The organism is Devosia litorisediminis (assembly GCF_018334155.1).
In the GTDB taxonomy this organism is placed as follows: Bacteria; Pseudomonadota; Alphaproteobacteria; order Rhizobiales; family Devosiaceae; genus Devosia; species Devosia litorisediminis.
On the sequence record NZ_JAGXTP010000003.1, the window covers coordinates 223,370 to 240,638 of the forward strand.

Annotated in this window: 15 protein-coding genes and 1 pseudogene; 8 read left to right on the forward strand and 8 right to left on the reverse strand. The window is 60.7% G+C overall.

The annotated features are described in order from the left end of the window. The 8 genes from KD146_RS16105 (at position 1) to KD146_RS16140 (ending at position 7,023) form a co-directional block, all read left to right on the forward strand. Positions 1-642 carry a nicotinate-nucleotide adenylyltransferase gene (locus KD146_RS16105; RefSeq protein ID WP_212659853.1) on the forward strand — a complete coding sequence of 214 codons (642 nt, stop codon included), beginning with the start codon at positions 1-3 and terminating at the stop codon, positions 640-642. Between the two features lie 178 nt (positions 643-820). Beyond that, the gene (rsfS, locus tag KD146_RS16110; RefSeq protein WP_427857117.1) at positions 821-1,213 is read left to right on the forward strand and encodes a ribosome silencing factor; all 393 of its coding nucleotides are present in this window, start codon (positions 821-823) and stop codon (positions 1,211-1,213) included. 9 nt (positions 1,214-1,222) lie between these two features. Then, a complete protein-coding gene (rlmH, locus tag KD146_RS16115) occupies positions 1,223-1,705 on the forward strand; it encodes a 23S rRNA (pseudouridine(1915)-N(3))-methyltransferase RlmH (RefSeq protein WP_212659854.1) in 483 nt (160 codons plus the stop codon). 113 nt (positions 1,706-1,818) lie between these two features. Beyond that, positions 1,819-3,195 carry a murein hydrolase activator EnvC family protein gene (locus KD146_RS16120; protein WP_212659855.1) on the forward strand — a complete coding sequence of 459 codons (1,377 nt, stop codon included), beginning with the start codon at positions 1,819-1,821 and terminating at the stop codon, positions 3,193-3,195. Between the two features lie 7 nt (positions 3,196-3,202). Then, positions 3,203-4,579, forward strand: coding sequence for a S41 family peptidase (locus KD146_RS16125; protein WP_212659856.1), 1,377 nt, complete (start codon positions 3,203-3,205; stop codon positions 4,577-4,579). 80 nt (positions 4,580-4,659) lie between these two features. Beyond that, positions 4,660-5,784, forward strand: coding sequence for a divergent polysaccharide deacetylase family protein (locus KD146_RS16130; RefSeq protein WP_212659857.1), 1,125 nt, complete (start codon positions 4,660-4,662; stop codon positions 5,782-5,784). 9 nt (positions 5,785-5,793) lie between these two features. Next, positions 5,794-6,333, forward strand: a complete 540-nt coding sequence (locus tag KD146_RS16135) for an RNA pyrophosphohydrolase (RefSeq protein ID WP_212659858.1) — start codon at positions 5,794-5,796, stop codon at positions 6,331-6,333. Positions 6,334-6,336: 3 nt separating this feature from the next. Further along, positions 6,337-7,023: an aspartate/glutamate racemase family protein gene (locus tag KD146_RS16140; RefSeq protein ID WP_212659859.1), complete on the forward strand. Its 687-nt coding sequence runs from the start codon at positions 6,337-6,339 to the stop codon at positions 7,021-7,023. 53 nt (positions 7,024-7,076) lie between these two features. On the opposite strand, the gene KD146_RS16145 is transcribed toward KD146_RS16140, so the two are convergent. The 8 genes and pseudogenes from KD146_RS16145 to KD146_RS16180 form a co-directional block, all read right to left on the reverse strand. Then, entirely contained in the window at positions 7,077-9,050 is a 1,974-nt protein-coding gene (locus KD146_RS16145) for a methyl-accepting chemotaxis protein (RefSeq protein ID WP_249327931.1), read from the reverse strand. A 47-nt stretch (positions 9,051-9,097) separates the two neighbouring features. Continuing rightward, on the reverse strand, positions 9,098-9,694 hold the full coding sequence (locus KD146_RS16150; protein WP_212659860.1) for a hypothetical protein: 597 nt from the start codon (positions 9,692-9,694) through the stop codon (positions 9,098-9,100). Between the two features lie 102 nt (positions 9,695-9,796). Next, positions 9,797-11,968 (reverse strand): methyl-accepting chemotaxis protein, encoded by a 2,172-nt coding sequence (locus KD146_RS16155; protein WP_212659861.1) that lies wholly within the window; start codon positions 11,966-11,968, stop codon positions 9,797-9,799. A 252-nt stretch (positions 11,969-12,220) separates the two neighbouring features. Further along, a complete protein-coding gene (locus KD146_RS16160) occupies positions 12,221-12,646 on the reverse strand; it encodes a F0F1 ATP synthase subunit epsilon (protein ID WP_212659862.1) in 426 nt (141 codons plus the stop codon). A 59-nt stretch (positions 12,647-12,705) separates the two neighbouring features. Next, positions 12,706-14,133: pseudogene (gene atpD, locus KD146_RS16165) on the reverse strand (F0F1 ATP synthase subunit beta); the annotation flags it as partial. A 37-nt stretch (positions 14,134-14,170) separates the two neighbouring features. Then, complete coding sequence (locus tag KD146_RS16170; RefSeq protein WP_212659864.1) at positions 14,171-15,055, reverse strand: F0F1 ATP synthase subunit gamma; 885 nt, start codon at positions 15,053-15,055, stop codon at positions 14,171-14,173. Between the two features lie 24 nt (positions 15,056-15,079). Further along, positions 15,080-16,615: a F0F1 ATP synthase subunit alpha gene (atpA, locus tag KD146_RS16175; protein WP_212659865.1), complete on the reverse strand. Its 1,536-nt coding sequence runs from the start codon at positions 16,613-16,615 to the stop codon at positions 15,080-15,082. Beyond that, positions 16,615-17,175: a F0F1 ATP synthase subunit delta gene (locus KD146_RS16180; protein ID WP_212659866.1), complete on the reverse strand. Its 561-nt coding sequence runs from the start codon at positions 17,173-17,175 to the stop codon at positions 16,615-16,617. The genes atpA and KD146_RS16180 overlap by 1 nt, the downstream gene beginning before the upstream one ends. Positions 17,176-17,269 lie beyond the last annotated feature (94 nt).

Consider the following 17,269-nt stretch of genomic DNA (forward strand, 5'->3'; position numbering starts at 1 on the left):
TTGACCTATCGCCAACCCCTTCGTATCCCCGGCATCACCGAGCTGCCAACCTCCGGCGCCGGCATGCGGATCGGTCTGTTCGGCGGCAGCTTCAATCCGATCCATCAGGGCCATCGACTGGTGGTCGAAGAGACCCTGCGCCGGCTTTATCTCGACGCTTTATGGGTTCTGGTGACGCCCGGCAATCCGTTGAAAAACCACGATGATCTGGCACCACTGGCCGACCGGGTAACGGCAGCACGCGACTTGCTCAATCACCCCAAGGTGCGGGTGACCGGCTTTGAGGCCGCCCATGGCTTCACCTATTCGTGGCAGACCATCGCCTATCTCACCCAGGCCATGCCCGACCGCAATTTTGTCTGGATCATGGGCGCCGACAATCTGGTCCATTTCAGCCGCTGGGAACGCTGGCGCGATATCGCCGCCATGGTCCCCATGGCGGTCTATGTCCGCCCCGGTTCGGGTCGACGCGCCCCGGTCTCCATGGCCGCCAGTGCGCTGGCCCAATGGCGCATTGATGAGGACGACGCCACCCGTCTGGCAACGCTTGAAGCACCCGCCTGGGTGTATCTGCATGGTCGCCAGTCACCCCTGTCTTCGTCGGCCATAAGGGCACGGCGGCAACACGTTAAGCCAAAATGAATCGCCAATCTTGCGAAACCGTCATCAAGAGCGCATATTCTGGACGTGTGATACTAGTCACCGGAACAGGAACTGACTGCTTGCCGTTTGCAAAGACGCCTGCACATTCCGATCAACAACCAAGGATGCTGATCCCCCGCATGACCCATGCACTCGCATGGGCGGAAGGCCATTGCTGATGGCCGCTCTGCCCGAAAACACCACCCCATCCGCCGAAACGCCCGCTGTGGCACCGGAACGCCCTATGATCGATGTGATCCTTGACTGCCTTGACGACGCCAAGGCCGAGGAAATCGTTGCTGTCGATATCGTCGGCAAGTCCTCGCTGGCCGACCACATGGTCGTTGCCTCGGGTCGCTCGCAGCGCCATGTCGGCGCCGTGGCCGATCAGATGGTCAACGCCCTGCGCGAAGCCGGTTACGGCAAGCCCCGCATTGAAGGCCTGCCCCATTGCGATTGGGTTCTGGTCGATGCTGGCGATGTGATCGTCCACATCTTCCGTCCCGAAGTGCGCGAATTCTACAACATCGAAAAGATGTGGCAGGCCGATTTCGCTGCTGACGCGCACTAGAGCGATCCAGTGCGCCTAACGATTGCGGCTGTCGGCCGAATGAAGGCCGGGCCGGAACGCGAAATGGTGGCGCGCTATCTCGATCGCGCAGTCGGCGGCGGCAAGCCGCTCGCCCTGACCGGTTTCGACGTGATCGAGCTGACCGAATCGCGCGCCTCCTCTTCGGCCAGCCGCAAGGCTGACGAAGCCAAGGCGCTGCGGGCCGCCCTGCCCGACGGCATTGTTGTGGCGCTCGACGAGCGCGGCAAATCCATCGCTTCGGAACCCTTTGCCAACCAGATTGGCCGCTGGCGCGATGATGGCCGCCCCGCGGTCAGCTTCGTAATCGGCGGTGCCGACGGGCTTGATCCCGATTTCGTGACCAAGGCCGATTTGGTGCTGAGCTTTTCGCCCCTGACCTGGCCGCACCAGCTGGTCCGCATCATGCTCGCCGAGCAGCTTTATCGCACCACCACCATCCTGGCCGGCCATCCCTATCACCGGGGCGACTAGCCAATTCCAATTCCAATTCCATCAAGGTTAAGCCGCATTAACCTGCAGTTTTCTGCGTGCTTGCTATGGTGCGAGCATTGATTCGGGCGCGTGCCGCCCTCGCTGGAGACGTCATGGCGCTGTGGCCGGGCAACAGACTGGGATTGCTGCTCGCCAGCATCGTGCTGGTGGGGCTATCGCCCCTGCCATTGCTGGCTCAGAGCGATACCGCCACGCCGGCGCCGACAGAGGCTGCCCCGTCAGCCGATACGCCAGCAACGGCCGAGCCTGCCGCAGACACACAACCCGAACCCCAGGCCACCCAGTCCGATCTTGAAGCTGTCGAGGACTCGATCTCGCTCAGCCAGCAGCGAATTGACGAGCTCAAGGCCGAGATCGCGGCAATGGAAGGCGATCGTACCAAGCAGAACGCAGCACTGATTGCCGCGGCCCAGCGCGTCAAGCTGGCCGAGATCGAAGTCGCCGATGTCGAATCCCGCCTTTCGGACCTCATCATTGCCGAACTCGAAGTGCGTGGCCGTCTTGATGGCTCCAATGCAGAAATTGCCAATGTGCTCGCAGCACTTGAACGCATCTCACTAAATCCGCCCCCCGCACTGATTGTCGATCCCGATGACGCGCTGGGTTCGGCCCGCAGCGCCATTCTGATCGCGGCCATCGTGCCGCAATTGCGTGCCAAGGCCGATTCTGTCACCGCCGATCTCAAGGCGCTGACCGACATCAAGCTTGCAGCACTGGCCGAAGAAGCCACGCTGCGCGCCAACCATGCCGTGCTCGAGGAAGAGCAATTGCGCATCGCCACCCTGATTGCCGCCCGCAAGCAGGGCATTGGCATGCGCACCGCCCAGCTCGAGGAAGAGCAGCGCGACGCCGAAGCACTGGCCGCCCGGGCCACCTCGCTCAAGGAACTGGTCAACAGCCTTTCCGCTCAGGTTACCTCGGTTTCCACTGCCGCCGCTGCCGCTGACGCATCGATCGATCCAAGCCTGCCGGTCATGAGCCAGGCGGACATCGAACTGGCGCTGGCCAACACCGCCCGTACCGAGCCCGCCATCCCTTTTGGCCTGGCCAAGGGCTTTCTGGCCATGCCCGCCAATGGGGTCAATGTCCTCGATTTTGGGGCCAGCGACGGCTTTGGTGGCATCAGCCACGGCATCTCGCTGGTCACCCGGGCCGAGGCCCAGGTGATTGCCCCGGCCGATGGCTGGGTGCTCTATAAGGGTCCTTACCTCAATTACGGCCAAATCATCATTCTCAATACGGGTCAAAGCTACACCGCGCTCCTGGCCGGGCTGGACACCGTGACCGTCGAAATCGGTCAATTCGTGCATATGGGCATGCCCCTGGGCACGATGGGTTCACGCACAATTGGGCGCACGGTGACCACCAATGCTGGCGCTGCCCAGCCGACCCTCTATATTGAACTTCGACAGAACAATGAGCCCGTCGATCCCACCGGCTGGTGGGCGACCCCGACACAGAGTGGATAGAACCCTCATGCGCCTTTCTCCCCTTCGCGCCTCAGCTCTCGCCCTGGCGCTGCTGCTGCCGGTTGGTCATTCTTTTGCCCAGCAGGCGCCTGCGCCGGTCGATCCCGTACCGGGTGCTGAGCAGCTCGACCCCAATATGGAAATGGACGCGCCGACCCCGCGCGACCCGCTCGAGATCTATGCCGATCTCAATCTGTTCGGCGAAATCTTCGATCGCATCCGCGCTGAATATGTCGATCCACCTGATGAGCAGGAACTGGTCCGCGCCGCCATTCAGGGCATGCTGACCTCGCTTGATCCCCATTCGGGCTACCTGCCCCCGGCAGACTATAACGACATGCGCCAGGACACTTCTGGCGAATTTGGCGGCCTGGGCATCGAAGTCACCATGGAAGAAGGCGTCATCAAGGTGGTCTCCCCCATCGATGACACACCTGCTGCCAATGCGGGCATCATGGCCAATGACCTGATTGTCGAACTCGATGGCGTGCAGGTTCAGGGGCTGACCCTGGATGAAGCAGTGGGCAAGATGCGCGGCCCGATCGGCACCGACATCAAGGTCACCGTCATTCGCGAAGGCCTCGACAAGCCGCTCGATTTTGAACTTACCCGCGCCACCATTGCCATGCGCGCCGTGCGCTATTCGCTGGAAGGCGACGTCGCCGTTGTACGCCTGTCGCGCTTCTCCGAGCAGGCCTTTGTCGGCATTGAAGGCGCCATCAAGGACATCTTTGCCGATCGTGACGGCGTGGCGCCCAAGGGCATCATTCTCGATCTGCGCAACAATCCCGGTGGTCTGGTCGATCAGTCGGTCTATGTCGCCGACGCCTTCCTCAAGCAGGGTGCTGTCGTGCTGACACGCGGTCGCGTGCCAGAGGAAAGCGCCCGCTATGACGCCCAGCCTGACGCCCTCGACGCCCAGATCGCCGACGTGCCGCTGATCGTGCTGATCAATGGCGGCTCGGCCTCTGCCTCCGAAATCGTCGCCGGCGCCCTGCAGGATCACAAGCGGGCCACCCTGGTGGGCACCCGCTCTTTCGGCAAGGGATCGGTGCAGTCGATCATCTCGCTGGGCCCCGACGGGGCCATGCGCCTGACGACCGCCCGCTACTACACGCCCAACAACCGTTCCATTCAGGCGCTTGGGATCACCCCTGACATCGAAATTCTCCAGGACGTGCCTGAGGAGTTCCAGGGCCGTGACGAGATCATTGGTGAAGCGGGCCTTGCCGGTCACATCACCATTGAGGGCCAGGAGGAAACCACTGTTGGCTCGTCCGTCTATGTCCCGGCTGAAAAGGCCGACGACAACCAGCTGCAATACGCCATCCGCCTGATTGAAGGCCTTGAGACCAATGAGGCGTTCCCGCCCAAGGCGGAATAGGCCTTCATTGTGCTATGAAATTGCTGGGGCGAGGCTGCTGATTCGCCGCCTCGCCCCAGCTGTTTTCGGGACCCTGCTGAATGACCGATGACCTGACCACGCCACTCACCGGTCGCAAGCGCAAGCCCGGCTCCCGCCGCGGTCTGCCTATCGCCCGTGTCCTGTTCGGCCTGCTGGCACTGCTGGCCATTGGCTTTGTGGCGCGCGTGCTCATGGTTGATGACCCCAATGGGGGGCGACCCAGCCAGGAAGTGGCCATCACCTCCACCCGCAACGCCAACGAGGTGGCCAATTCGGTTGCTGATGGCCCAGTGGTGATCGAGGCCGATCCCCAGCAATATCCCGCTGGCGGCTCGATTACCGGTGTGACCACAGGCGCCGGTGGCCCCAGCTCGGTTGTGGGCCTGCCCGATATTTTCGGCGCCTTGCCCGATCTGAGCGAAGAGACCGCCGACGGTCCCATTCCCCGCATTTCGGCGACCGGGCTGACCCCGTTCCAGGCCTATGCGCATCCACCCGGCAATGCGCTGGACAGCGGCATGCCGCTGGTCGCCATTGTGGTGACCGGACTGGGCATCAACGAACAGGGATCACTCAACGCCATCGACAAGCTGCCCAGCTTTATGACGCTGGGCTTTGCCCCCTATGGCAAGGCGCTCTCCACCACAGTGGCCGCCGCGCGCAGTGCTGGCCATGAAGTGCTGCTTGAAGTGCCCCTGGAGCCCTTTGATTATCCCCAGAATGACCCTGGCCCCGAAACCCTGCTGACCGGCGAGCCGCCCCGCGCCAATCTCGACAAGCTGTTCTGGCTGATGTCGCGCTTTGGCGGCTATACCGGCCTGATCAACAATATGGGCGCCCGCTTTACCGCATCGGCGGCAGACTTCTCGCCCATGATGGAAGAGCTGGGTGCGCGCGGCCTGGGCTATCTTGATGATGGCTCGTCCAACCGATCACTGGCGCCGCAGCTGGCCCAGGGCAATGGCGTACCCTTTGCCCGCGCCGATACGATGATCGATGCCAATCCATCGCGCACATCCATTCTCGCAGCGCTTGCCAGCCTTGAAGCCAAAGCGGTGGAGAATGGTCAGGCAATTGGTATTGTCAGCGCGCTGCCCATATCGATCTCCACGATAGCCGAATGGTCACGAGACCTTGAGGCAAGGGGCATATTGCTGGTGCCCGCCAGCGCATTGATGAAATAGAGCTTTGCCATGACTGCGCCCCGTCCCGACCGCCAATCCCTGCCCTATCGCGACTGCGTGGGGGTGACCATTTTCAATCAGCAGGGCAATGTTTTCATTGGCCGCCGGATTGCCGACCACGACTCCGAAGACAAGACGGAAGTCGAGGCACCCTGGCAAATGCCCCAGGGCGGTATCGACAAGGGCGAGGACCCCTTGCGTGCCGCGCTGCGTGAGCTGCACGAGGAAACCAATATCACCTCCGTCAGCCTGCTCGCCGAGGCGCCCGAGTGGATCCATTACGATCTGCCCGATGAAGCCCTCGGCATCGCCCTCAAGGGCAAATATCGCGGTCAGCGCCAGCGCTGGTTCGCCTTCGCCTTTACCGGCAAGGAAACCGAGATCGACGTGCACAACCCCGGTGCCGGCAAGTTCACCGCCGAATTCGATGCCTGGCGCTGGGAACGGCTCAGCCGCACACCGGCCCTGATCGTGCCTTTCAAAAAGGATGCCTATGATCAGGTCGTGGCAGCCTTTGCCGATATTCCGCAACGTTTCACCCATATCTGAGCCATGAAAACCATCGGCCTGATCGGCGGTATGAGCTGGGAATCCACGGCGCACTATTATCGTGTGCTCAATCAGGAAACCGCGCGACAACGTGGCGGACTGCATTCAGCGCCGCTGATCGTGCATTCGGTAGATTTTGCACCCATTGCGCAGTTGCAGGCGGACGGCAACTGGGACGCTGCCGGCGAACAGCTGGCGACAATTGCCAAGGGTCTGCAAACGGCCGGCGCCGAAGTCATTGGGCTGGCCACCAACACCATGCACATCGTGGCCGACACCATTACCCGCGATTTGCAGGTGCCCTTCGTCCATATCGCCGACCCGACCAGCGACGCCCTGCTGGCGGACGGCTTCACAACGATTGGCCTGCTGGGCACCCGCTTCACCATGGAGATGGGGTTCTACAGGGACCGTCTGGCGAGCCGTGGTCTGCAGGCACTGATCCCCGAGGTTGATCGCACCAATCTCAACGCCATCATCTATGAAGAATTGTGCCGCGGCATTGTGCGCGAACAATCGCGGCGTACCTATGTCAGCGCGATTGAACGTCTGGCCGCGCGGGGCGCCGAAGCGGTGATCCTGGGGTGCACCGAAATCACCATGCTCATTGATGACGATGTCAGCCCTATCCCGGTCTATGACACCACCGACCTGCACGCCAAAGCACTGATCGCGGCGGCCCTGTCATAGGGCACACCGCGATCAGGCATTCTTGACGTATCGGACGGTCGTCGACGGTTTATCTAGAACTCGTTCCAGTCCTGCGCCACAGCGGCATTGCCGTGGCTGATATAGGCCTTGGCAGCCTGCTTGACCTTGTCCTGCAGCCCCTTGATGCCGCCGCGGGGTTCTTCGACCAGCGGCGCCTTGGCAGCAACCGGGCCATCCTCGAGCACGAAGATATCCACGATCCGGTCCAGTTCGGACGCCTGACCTTCAGTCTGTTCAATGGCCGCATTGGTTTCTTCAACCAGTGCCGCATTGTGCTGGGTCATCTCGTCCATCAGCCGCACCGCGACATTGACCTCTTCGATCGAAGACGCCTGTTCCTTGCTGTCGCGGGCAATCCCTTCCATCACCAGACTGTTCTCGCGAATGCCTTCAAGGATGGCTTCGAGCTTGCCGGCGGCATCGGCCACCAGCTTGGAGCCACCAGCCACCTCCTCGGCACTCTGCTCGATCAGCACCTTCACATCAGCCGAAGCCGATGCTGCCGACTGCGCCAGGCGGCGCACTTCCACGGCCACCACGGCAAAGCCCTTGCCCGCATCACCGGCCCGCGCCGCTTCCACCGAGGCGTTCAGCGCCAGCAGATTGGTCTGGAAGGCGATATCGTCGATCATGCCGATAATGTTGGAGATCTTGGCCGATGAGCTGGTGATCTTTTCCATCGCGCCTGTGGCCTGGTTCATCACCTCGCCACCTTCGGCGGCAGTCTGCGACACCGTCTTGGACTTGACGCTGGCCTCTTCGGCCTTCTTGGCGCTTTCGAGCACGGTTGAAGCCAGCTGTTCCATGGTCGCCGAGGTTTCCTCGATGGTGGCCGCCTGCTTGGTGGTGCGCTCGCTCAGATCATTGGCACCGGCCAGAATTTCTCCGGTCGCCGAGCGGACACCGCGCGATGTGCTGCGCAGCTGGCCAACAATATCGGTCAGCTTGTCGGCAACCGCATTGGTGTCGTCCTTGAGCTTGGCAAAGGCACCCTTGTACTCGCCATTGACCCGCTTGGTCAGATTGGTGTCGGCCAGCGAGGCCAGCACCTGACCGGTCTCATCAAGACCCCGATTAACCGTTTCGACCAGCGTGTTGACCGAGCCGGCCAGCGTGTTGAGTTCGGCGTCGGGAAATTCTGCTTCCACCCGCTTGGAGAAGTCACCAGCAATGGCGGCATCAACCACATTGCCAAAGGCACGCTGCAATTCCTGCATCATGGTCGCGCGTTCAGCCTGGTTCCGGAGCACCTGGGCGGCCTCCGCCTCGGTCATCTGCGCCACCTTCTGCCCGTTTTCGCGGAACACCTCGACGGCCCGGGCCATGGCGCCCAGCTCATCGCTGCGATCGGTTGCGGGCACTTCATCCACCGATGACGGGTCGTCGGCGATCTCGGTCGCGATGCGCACCAGGTTGACCAGCGGACCGGTCACACTGATGCGAATGAAGAAGTAGACCGCCAGCACCAGGACGATCGTTACAACAGCGCCAACTATTGCCGAGGTGATCACGGTCTGGCTCTGCATTTCCAGCGCTTCGCTCATGTCCCATGCGAAGGCCGAAATGCCAACCGTGGCGCCTTCAGGTCCGAAATGGGCCGGTACCGCCACATAGGCAATATTCCCCGAGGAAGCCATTTCAATGTCTTCGCTGGCCAGTGCCAGCTTGGCCACGTCACCCAGAGCGGCATTGGTCGCGGCATCTTCAGAGGTCGATACGATCGCCGCGCCGTCCATATTGAAGCTGGCGCCATTCGAGAACTGTTTGCCCAATGTGGCGTCCAGCTTTGCATAGACTGTGAGCAGGGCGTCTGCCTTGCCGAAGCGAATGCCGCCTGCCAGTTGTTCGGTGCTGGCGGCCGAAAGCGTGGAGTTGGCATGCTCCAACTCGGCACGCAGCAACGCAGCATTCTGCGTGGCACCGACATAGCTGATTGTCGCGGACCCTATCACCAGGGCCAGCACGACGAGGCCAACGATTTTCTGAGTAAGTGAAAGTTTGATCATCCTTGGCCTCGACGCTGTTTAGGTAGGATTGAAAGGGGCAGATGCCGCTAGAGCATCGAGACGTCGACACCGACGGTGATGGCACCGATCAGTTCACCGGTCGCTGGATCCGAAATCGGGATCGATACCTGGCTCTGGAATGCCTGAGTGCTTTCGTCCTGCTCGATTTCGCCGATATGGACAGAACCTGCGCCCGCACCATAGCTGGCGGTGAACTTGTCTTCATCGCCCTGCCAGTAATCGGAGGTCAGCGTGCTCTGAGCCACGTTGAGGCCCTTGGCATCCATGGCGAAGATTTCGGTATACTTGCCCAGCGATTCTTCCTGGACCCCAACCAGATACTGCGAAGCAGCATTGGCCAGCGTCGCATCGATCAGGGGCTTGCTCGCGGCGCCCACTTCAGCGCGCCATTGGGCATCGAGTTCATCGATCTTGGCCTGATCATAGCTGCTCGACATGGCATTCTGCGCGTTGATCGCATCGATCAATACGGGGTCAGTTGCAAAAGCGGCAATATCGCTGGCCGCGAGCGCCGTGAGCGGCGCAGTGAATTCATCCTGCGCCTGGGGAGCAGCGCTCACCGACAGCAGGGTTGCAAAAGCGAGAGCGGCCAGGGTTGGTCGCATCATTACAGGTGTGGACATCAGCTTGTTCTCCTCTGCCGCGCAAAGGGGCGGCCTGAGACAAGCATCCGCTAGCCTGGTAAAAATTCCATGAATTCAAATTCCTGAGGAATTTAAATTTGGTCAGGCCGCTCTTGACGTTGACGTAACCAGTTGAGAGCGCCCAAATTCGTCCGCATCGAGCACGAAAATGTCGACGATGCGGTCCAACTCGCTGGCCTGCCCTTCGGTCTGTTCAATGGCCGCATTGGTCTGTTCGACCAGCGCCGCATTGTGCTGGGTCATCTCATCCATCTGCCGCACGGCAACACTGACCTCTTCAATCGAAGACGCCTGCTCCTTGCTGTCTCGGGCAATACCTTCCATCACCAGACTGTTCTCACGAATGCCTTCAAGGATCGCCTCGAGCTTGCCAGCGGCATCGGCCACCAGCTTGGTTCCCCCAGAGACCTCGCTGGCGCTCTGTTCGACCAGCAACTTCACATCAGCCGACGCCGAGGCCGCAGACTGCGCCAGACGGCGCACTTCCACGGCCACCACGGCAAAGCCCTTGCCCGCATCACCAGCCCGCGCCGCTTCAACCGAGGCGTTGAGCGCCAGCAGGTTGGTCTGGAAGGCAATGTCGTCGATCATGCCGATAATGTTGGAAATCTTGCCCGACGAACTGGTGATCTTTTCCATCGCGCCGGTTGCCTGGCTCATCACATCGCCGCCTTCCTGGGCGGTGCGCGACACACCCCGCGATTTCATACTGGCCGCCTCAGCATTCTGGGCATTGCGCAAGACGGTGCTGGCAAGCTGCTCCATGGCCGCCGAGGTTTCCTCGATGGTGGCAGCCTGCTTGGTCGTGCGCTCGCTCAGATCATTGGCCCCACCCAGAATTTCGCCGGTGGCAACGCGAATGGAACGCGAGGTTTCGCGCAGCTGTCCGACAATGTCGGCAAACCGGGTCACGGTGCTGTTGAGCGCGTGGCGCAATTCCTCGAACTCGGCCTCGAAGGCGGTATCAATGCGCTGCGTCAGGTCACCATCCGCCAGAGCCAGCAGCGCGGCCCCCACAGCAGCAACAGCCTGTTTGCGTGCTGTCACGTCGGTAGCGAACTGAACCACCTTGTATGGCGCTCCATCCAGCCCCAAAATGGGTGTGAATGTGCTTTGTATCCACACTTCGCGTCCATCGCGCGTGCGGCGGCGATATTCGCCTGATTTGAATGTACCCCCGGCAAGGTCGGCCCAGAACTGGCGATAGCCGGGATCAGATGCGCTGGCATCAAACAGCAATTGCGCATTGGGCTTGCCCACGATCTGCTCGGCGGAATACCCCAATAGCTGGAGAAACCGGTCATTGGCCGTGATCAGTTCGCCCCCCAGGGTAAACTCTGCAACCAGTTGCGACATGGAAATGGCGTTGAGCTGGCCGGTGTGATCCGCCGCCTCTTCGAGATGACGATTGGTCTCGGCGCCCAGCTGCGCGATGCGCTGGGAATTGGTGCGAAACACTTCCACGGCCCGCGCCATGGTGCCGATCTCATTGCCATTGCGGGTATAGGGCACCTCGGTTTCAAGCGCACCGTCTGCAATGGCGGTCATGGCCATCGACAATTGCGGAATAGGCCGTGTCAGTGCCCGTGACAGCAGCAGCGCCACAATACCGATGACCAGCAGTGCCAGGCCACCCACAATGGCCAGCATCGTCATGCTCTGTCCAACGACCGCTTCGATCGGTGCGCGCTCGACAGCAACAAACAACGCGCCGATCACCGTCCCGTCCGCCATCGCGATGGGCTGGTAGCGTGTAGCGTACTGAACCCCGTTAATGGTCTCGTTGACCCGCACGGTCTGGTTGGCCATCATCGATTTGAACAGCTCGGTGCCCGCCATGATGGGGCGTTCCAGCAGCCGTTCTTCGGTACCTGCCATCAGGCTGGTTGTACCGACCAGAAAATCGGGGCCGACCTCGGCATCAAAGACATAGATCGCAGCCTGCTGCGCGGTAACGTCCGAGATGGTGTCGATCACCCCATGATTGCGGAAACGCGGCATCGATCGCATGGTCAGCCCGGCCACATTGCCCTGCTCATCGGGGACCACTTCCAGACTGGGCAGGTTGACCCGCAGGATTTCCGAGGTGATCCGCGTGGCGCTGGACAGCGCATTGGCCACATCAGTACTGGCCGTGCCCGACAGGCTGACAAACAGCCCCGCCACCACAGCCGCGATGGCTATGGTGATTGAGCCGATTGCCATGGCCGCAATCGCGAAGGTCAGGCGGATATTGCCCAGCAGGATAGCCATTATGATTTCTCCGAGAACGGGGCGCAGCAGCGCCAGCCTCTAACAATGTGTCGACCGCAATGATCGCGACACTGGCGCGGGAAACTTAATGGACCGTTGATGTCATGCGAACATCATGGGCAATTTGGCCGGATGCCGCACAATTAGGCAGAATTCTCGGGTAATGCCTGGTATCGCCCAATAAATGCGCAAAGAAAAACGCCCACAGAACGGATCCGTGGGCGTCTTTGAAATCTTGGAGCCGAGGCGATCCTAGTGGACGTGGCCACCATTGATCTGGCCTGCCTCGATGGCCAGATTGGCCAGCGCGCTCACCACTTCCTGGGCATACGACTGCTCTTCAGGCGTCTTGGCTGTTGCCAGTTCCGCCTCGGCAGCCTTGATCTGCTCAGCCAGTTCGGCGTGATCAAACTCGACAATAGGGGACGACTGCTCTGCCAGGATGGTCAGGCCATCTGCCGACACGTCGGCAAAGCCGCCCTTGACGAAAAAGATCTCGTCGCGACCGTTCAGGCCATTCACGGTGATGAAACCACGACGCAGCGTCGTCATGAACGGCGCATGGTCGTTCATCACGGTGAGGTAGCCTTCGCTGCCCGGCACGGTGACCGAAGTCACCACTTCCGACAGCACCAGACGCTCGGGCGACACGATCTCGATCTTGAGGCCTTCAGCCATTGTTTTGGTCCCTTAACGGAAGGTCAGGCTCGCCGCGTGCGGCAAGCCCGAAGAATTCACTAGGCTGCCTGGGCAGCCAGCTTCTGGGCCTTCTTGACGGCATCTTCGATGGTGCCGACCATGTAGAAAGCGCCTTCTGGCAAGTGATCGTACTCGCCAGCTACCAAGCCCTTGAAGCCCTTGATGGTGTCTTCAAGCGACACGAACACGCCTGGCGTACCGGTGAACACTTCAGCCACGTCGAAGGGCTGGCTCATGAAGCGCTCAACCTTGCGGGCGCGGGCCACGACCAGCTTGTCTTCTTCCGACAGCTCGTCCATGCCCAGAATCGCGATGATGTCCTGCAGCGCCTTGTACTTCTGCAGCACTTCCTGAACGCGACGGGCAACCTGATAGTGCTCGTCACCAACCACCAGAGGATCGAGAATACGCGAGTTCGATGCCAGTGGATCCACGGCAGGGTAGATACCCTTTTCCGAGATCGCACGGTTCAGCACGGTCACAGCGTCAAAATGGGCAAACGAGGTTGCTGGCGCCGGATCGGTCAAATCGTCGGCGGGCACGTACACGGCCTGAACCGAGGTGATCGAACCCTTGTTGGTGGTCGTGATGCGCTCCTGCATCTGACCCATGTCGGTGGCCAGTGTAGGCTGATAGCCCACAGCCGAAGGAATACGACCCAGCAGTGCCGACATTTCAGCGCCAGCCTGAGTAAAGCGGAAGATGTTGTCCACGAAGAAAAGCACGTCCTGACCCTTGTCGCGGAAGTCTTCCGCAATGGTCAGACCGGTCAGTGCCACACGGGCACGGGCACCAGGAGGCTCGTTCATCTGACCGAACACCAGAGCGCACTTGGAACCGGCGGCAGAACCGCCGTTTTCGGCCGGGTTCTTGTTCACGCCCGATTCGATCATTTCGTAGTACAGATCGTTGCCTTCGCGGGTGCGTTCACCCACACCAGCGAAAACCGAATAACCACCATGCGCCTTGGCGACGTTGTTGATCAGTTCCTGGATCAGCACGGTCTTGCCCACACCGGCGCCGCCCATCAGACCGATCTTGCCACCGCGCGCATATGGCGCGATCAGATCAACCACCTTGATGCCGGTAACCAGCACGGTGCTCTCAGGGTTCTGCTCGGCAAAGGCCGGTGCTTCCTGATGGATTTCGCGCTTGACGCTGGAGCCCACGGGGCCGGCTTCGTCGATTGGCTCGCCGATCACGTTCATGATGCGACCCAGCGTTTCTTCGCCGACGGGAACCGTGATGGCGGTCCCCAGATCGATCACTTCAGCGCCGCGCACGAGACCTTCAGTGGTGTCCATGGCGATGGTACGCACGGCGTTTTCGCCCAGGTGCTGTGCCACTTCCAGGACCAGACGCTGGCCGTTATTGGTTGTCTCAAGTGCGTTCAGGATCGCGGGCAGGTGGCCGTCGAACACGACGTCCACGACGGCACCGATGACCTGCGATACGCGACCGGCCTTTTTCTCTGCCATTTGTTTCGTCCTTCGCTTCGATTGCTTAGAGCGCTTCCGCGCCCGAAATGATTTCGATGAGTTCTTTGGTGATCTGGGCCTGACGCTGACGGTTGTAGCTCAGCTGCAACTGCCCGATCATTTCGCCGGCATTCCGGGTCGCATTGTCCATTGCGGACATCTGCGCACCATAGAACGAGGCACTGTTTTCCAGCAGAGCGCGCAACACCTGAACCGCAATATTGCGCGGCAGCAGATCTTCCACGATCGCCTCTTCGCTTGGCTCATATTCGTAAGGCACGGCCGAATTCTCGACCTCGCCTTCTGCCTGAGCCGGCAGCTTGGCGGGGATCAGCTGATGCGCCGTCGGCACCTGACTGATCACGCTGCCGAACTTGGCAAAATACAGCGTCGCAACGTCGAACTCGCCGGCGTTGAACATCTCGAGAACCTTGTCCGTGACCTGCTGGGCCTGGGTGAACCCGACCTGCTTGATCTCACGGAAATTGAAGGTGTCCACGATGTTGTCGGCATACTGACGACGCAGGATATCGTGGCCCTTCCGGCCCACGGTCAGCATCTTGACGGTCTTGCCTTCGCTGAGCAGCTTTGCGGCATGCTCGCGGGCCAGACGCGCGATCGAGGAGTTGAAACCGCCAGCCAGGCCACGCTCGCCGGTGGCAACCACCAGCAAATGCACCTGATCCTTGCCTGTACCACCGAGCAGCACAGGCGCGTTTTCCTGACCGTCATAGACGGCACCAAGCGAAGCCAGCACCTTGCCCATGCGTTCGGCATAGGGGCGCGCAGCCTCGGCAGCTTCCTGGGCACGGCGGAGCTTTGCCGCCGCAACCATCTGCATGGCCTTGGTGATCTTCTGGGTCGATCTGACCGAGTCGATCCGGTTCTTGAGGTCCTTTAGCGAAGCCATTGGCCTTCGATCTCCCTGCTGGCCTTAGGCCGCGTAGGTCTTCTTGATCTCATCGAGTGCGGACTTGAGCGCGGCACGGGTGTCGTCGCTCAGGGCCTTGTCGGTGGCGATGGTCTTGAGCAGATCAGCATACTTGCCACGCAGGGCGGAAAGCACGGTCTGTTCAAAATCGCCAACCTTGTTGACGGGCACGCTATCGAGATAGCCATTGGCGCCAGCAAAGATCACCGCAACCTGCTCTTCCATCTTGAGCGGGCTGAACTGCGGCTGCTTGAGCAGCTCGGTCAGACGCGCACCACGATTGAGCAGACGCTGGGTGGCCGCATCCAGATCGGAACCGAACTGGGCGAAGGCCGCCATTTCGCGATACTGGCTCAGCTCACCCTTGAGCGAACCGGCAACCTGCTTCATCGCCTTGACCTGAGCCGACGAACCCACGCGGGACACCGACAGACCAACGTTCACAGCAGGACGGATACCCTGGAAGAACAAATTGGTTTCCAGGAAGATCTGACCATCGGTGATCGAAATCACGTTGGTCGGGATATAGGCCGACACGTCGTTGGCCTGCGTTTCAATCACGGGCAGAGCGGTCAGCGAACCCAGGCCATGCTTTTCATTGAGCTTGGCCGCGCGCTCGAGCAGACGCGAATGCAGATAGAACACGTCGCCGGGATAGGCTTCACGGCCTGGTGGACGACGCAGCAGCAGCGACATCTGACGGTAGGCAACGGCCTGCTTGGTCAGATCGTCATAGGCGATCACGGCATGCTTGCCGTTGTCGCGGAAGAACTCGCCAATGGCGCAGCCAGTGAATGGCGCGATGTACTGCAGTGGAGCGGGATCCGAAGCGGTTGCCGCGATCACCACCGAATAAGGCAGCGCGCCCGATTCTTCGAGCTGACGCACGAACTGCGCAACGGTCGAACGCTTCTGCCCGACTGCAACATAGATGCAATACAGCTTGTCAGTGTCCGAAGCATTGGCGTCATGCGCCGGCTTCTGGTTCAGGAAAGTATCAAGAATGATGGCCGACTTGCCGGTCTGGCGATCGCCAATGATCAGCTCGCGCTGGCCACGGCCAATGGGGATCAGCGCATCGATGGCCTTCAGGCCTGTCGACATTGGCTCATGCACCGACTTGCGGGGCAGAATGCCGGGCGCCTTGACGTCAACGCGACTGCGTTCAGTGTGCTCGATCGGACCCTTGCCGTCGATCGGGTTACCCAGACCGTCAACAACGCGACCCAGCAGACCCATGCCGACCGGGGTATCCACGATCGAACCGGTGCGCTTGACGACATCGCCTTCCTTGATGGAACGGTCATTGCCGAAGATCACGACACCGACATTGTCGGTTTCAAGGTTCAGGGCCATGCCCTTAATGCCACCCGGGAACTCGACGAGTTCACCAGCCTGCACCTTGTCCAGACCGTAGACGCGGGCGATACCGTCACCGACGGAAAGCACCTGACCGACTTCGGAAACCTGGGCTTCCTGGCCGAAATTCTTGATCTGGTCCTTGAGGATCGCAGAAATTTCCGCGGCTTTGATGTCCATTATCCGACCTCTTTCATGGCGATCTTCATCGCAGCGAGTTTTGTCTTGAGCGAGCTATCGATCATCTGGCTGCCGACCTTCACCTGAAGGCCGCCAATCAAGGATGGATCGACAAATTGATTGAGCGTGACGGTCTTGCCAATCTTGGCCTTGAGCGTCTCGCCGAGCGCGGCAACCTGATCTGCGTTCAGCGGCGCCGAGGAGGTGACGTCAGCCGTCACCTCGCCACGCGCCTGCGCGGCCAGTTCGCGAAAGCCGGCAATAATGGCATCAAGCGCGAACAGGCGACCATTCTGGGCCACCAGGCGCAGGAAGTTGCCGACCAGTGGATTGGTCTTGGCCTTGCCCAGCAATGCATCGAGCGCGCTGGCCTTGTTGTCCGCGGAAATGACAGGCGACCGCAGGAAGCGCGAAAAGTCCGCGCTTTCTCCGATCAAACGGGAGACGTCAGATAGAGACGTCTCGACCGATGCCAACTGGTTCTCGCTGCTAGCGAGATCAAACAGCGCCGACGCATATGGCCGAGCGATCTGGGTAAGCACTGAATTCTGCGCTGCCAATGCCGCATCACCCTCTTGGTTGCTTGCCTGCTTGCCGCCTGATTTGGTTTGGAAACCCGGGCGGTCGCTGACGCTTGTTCTTGTCTGGAAAAGA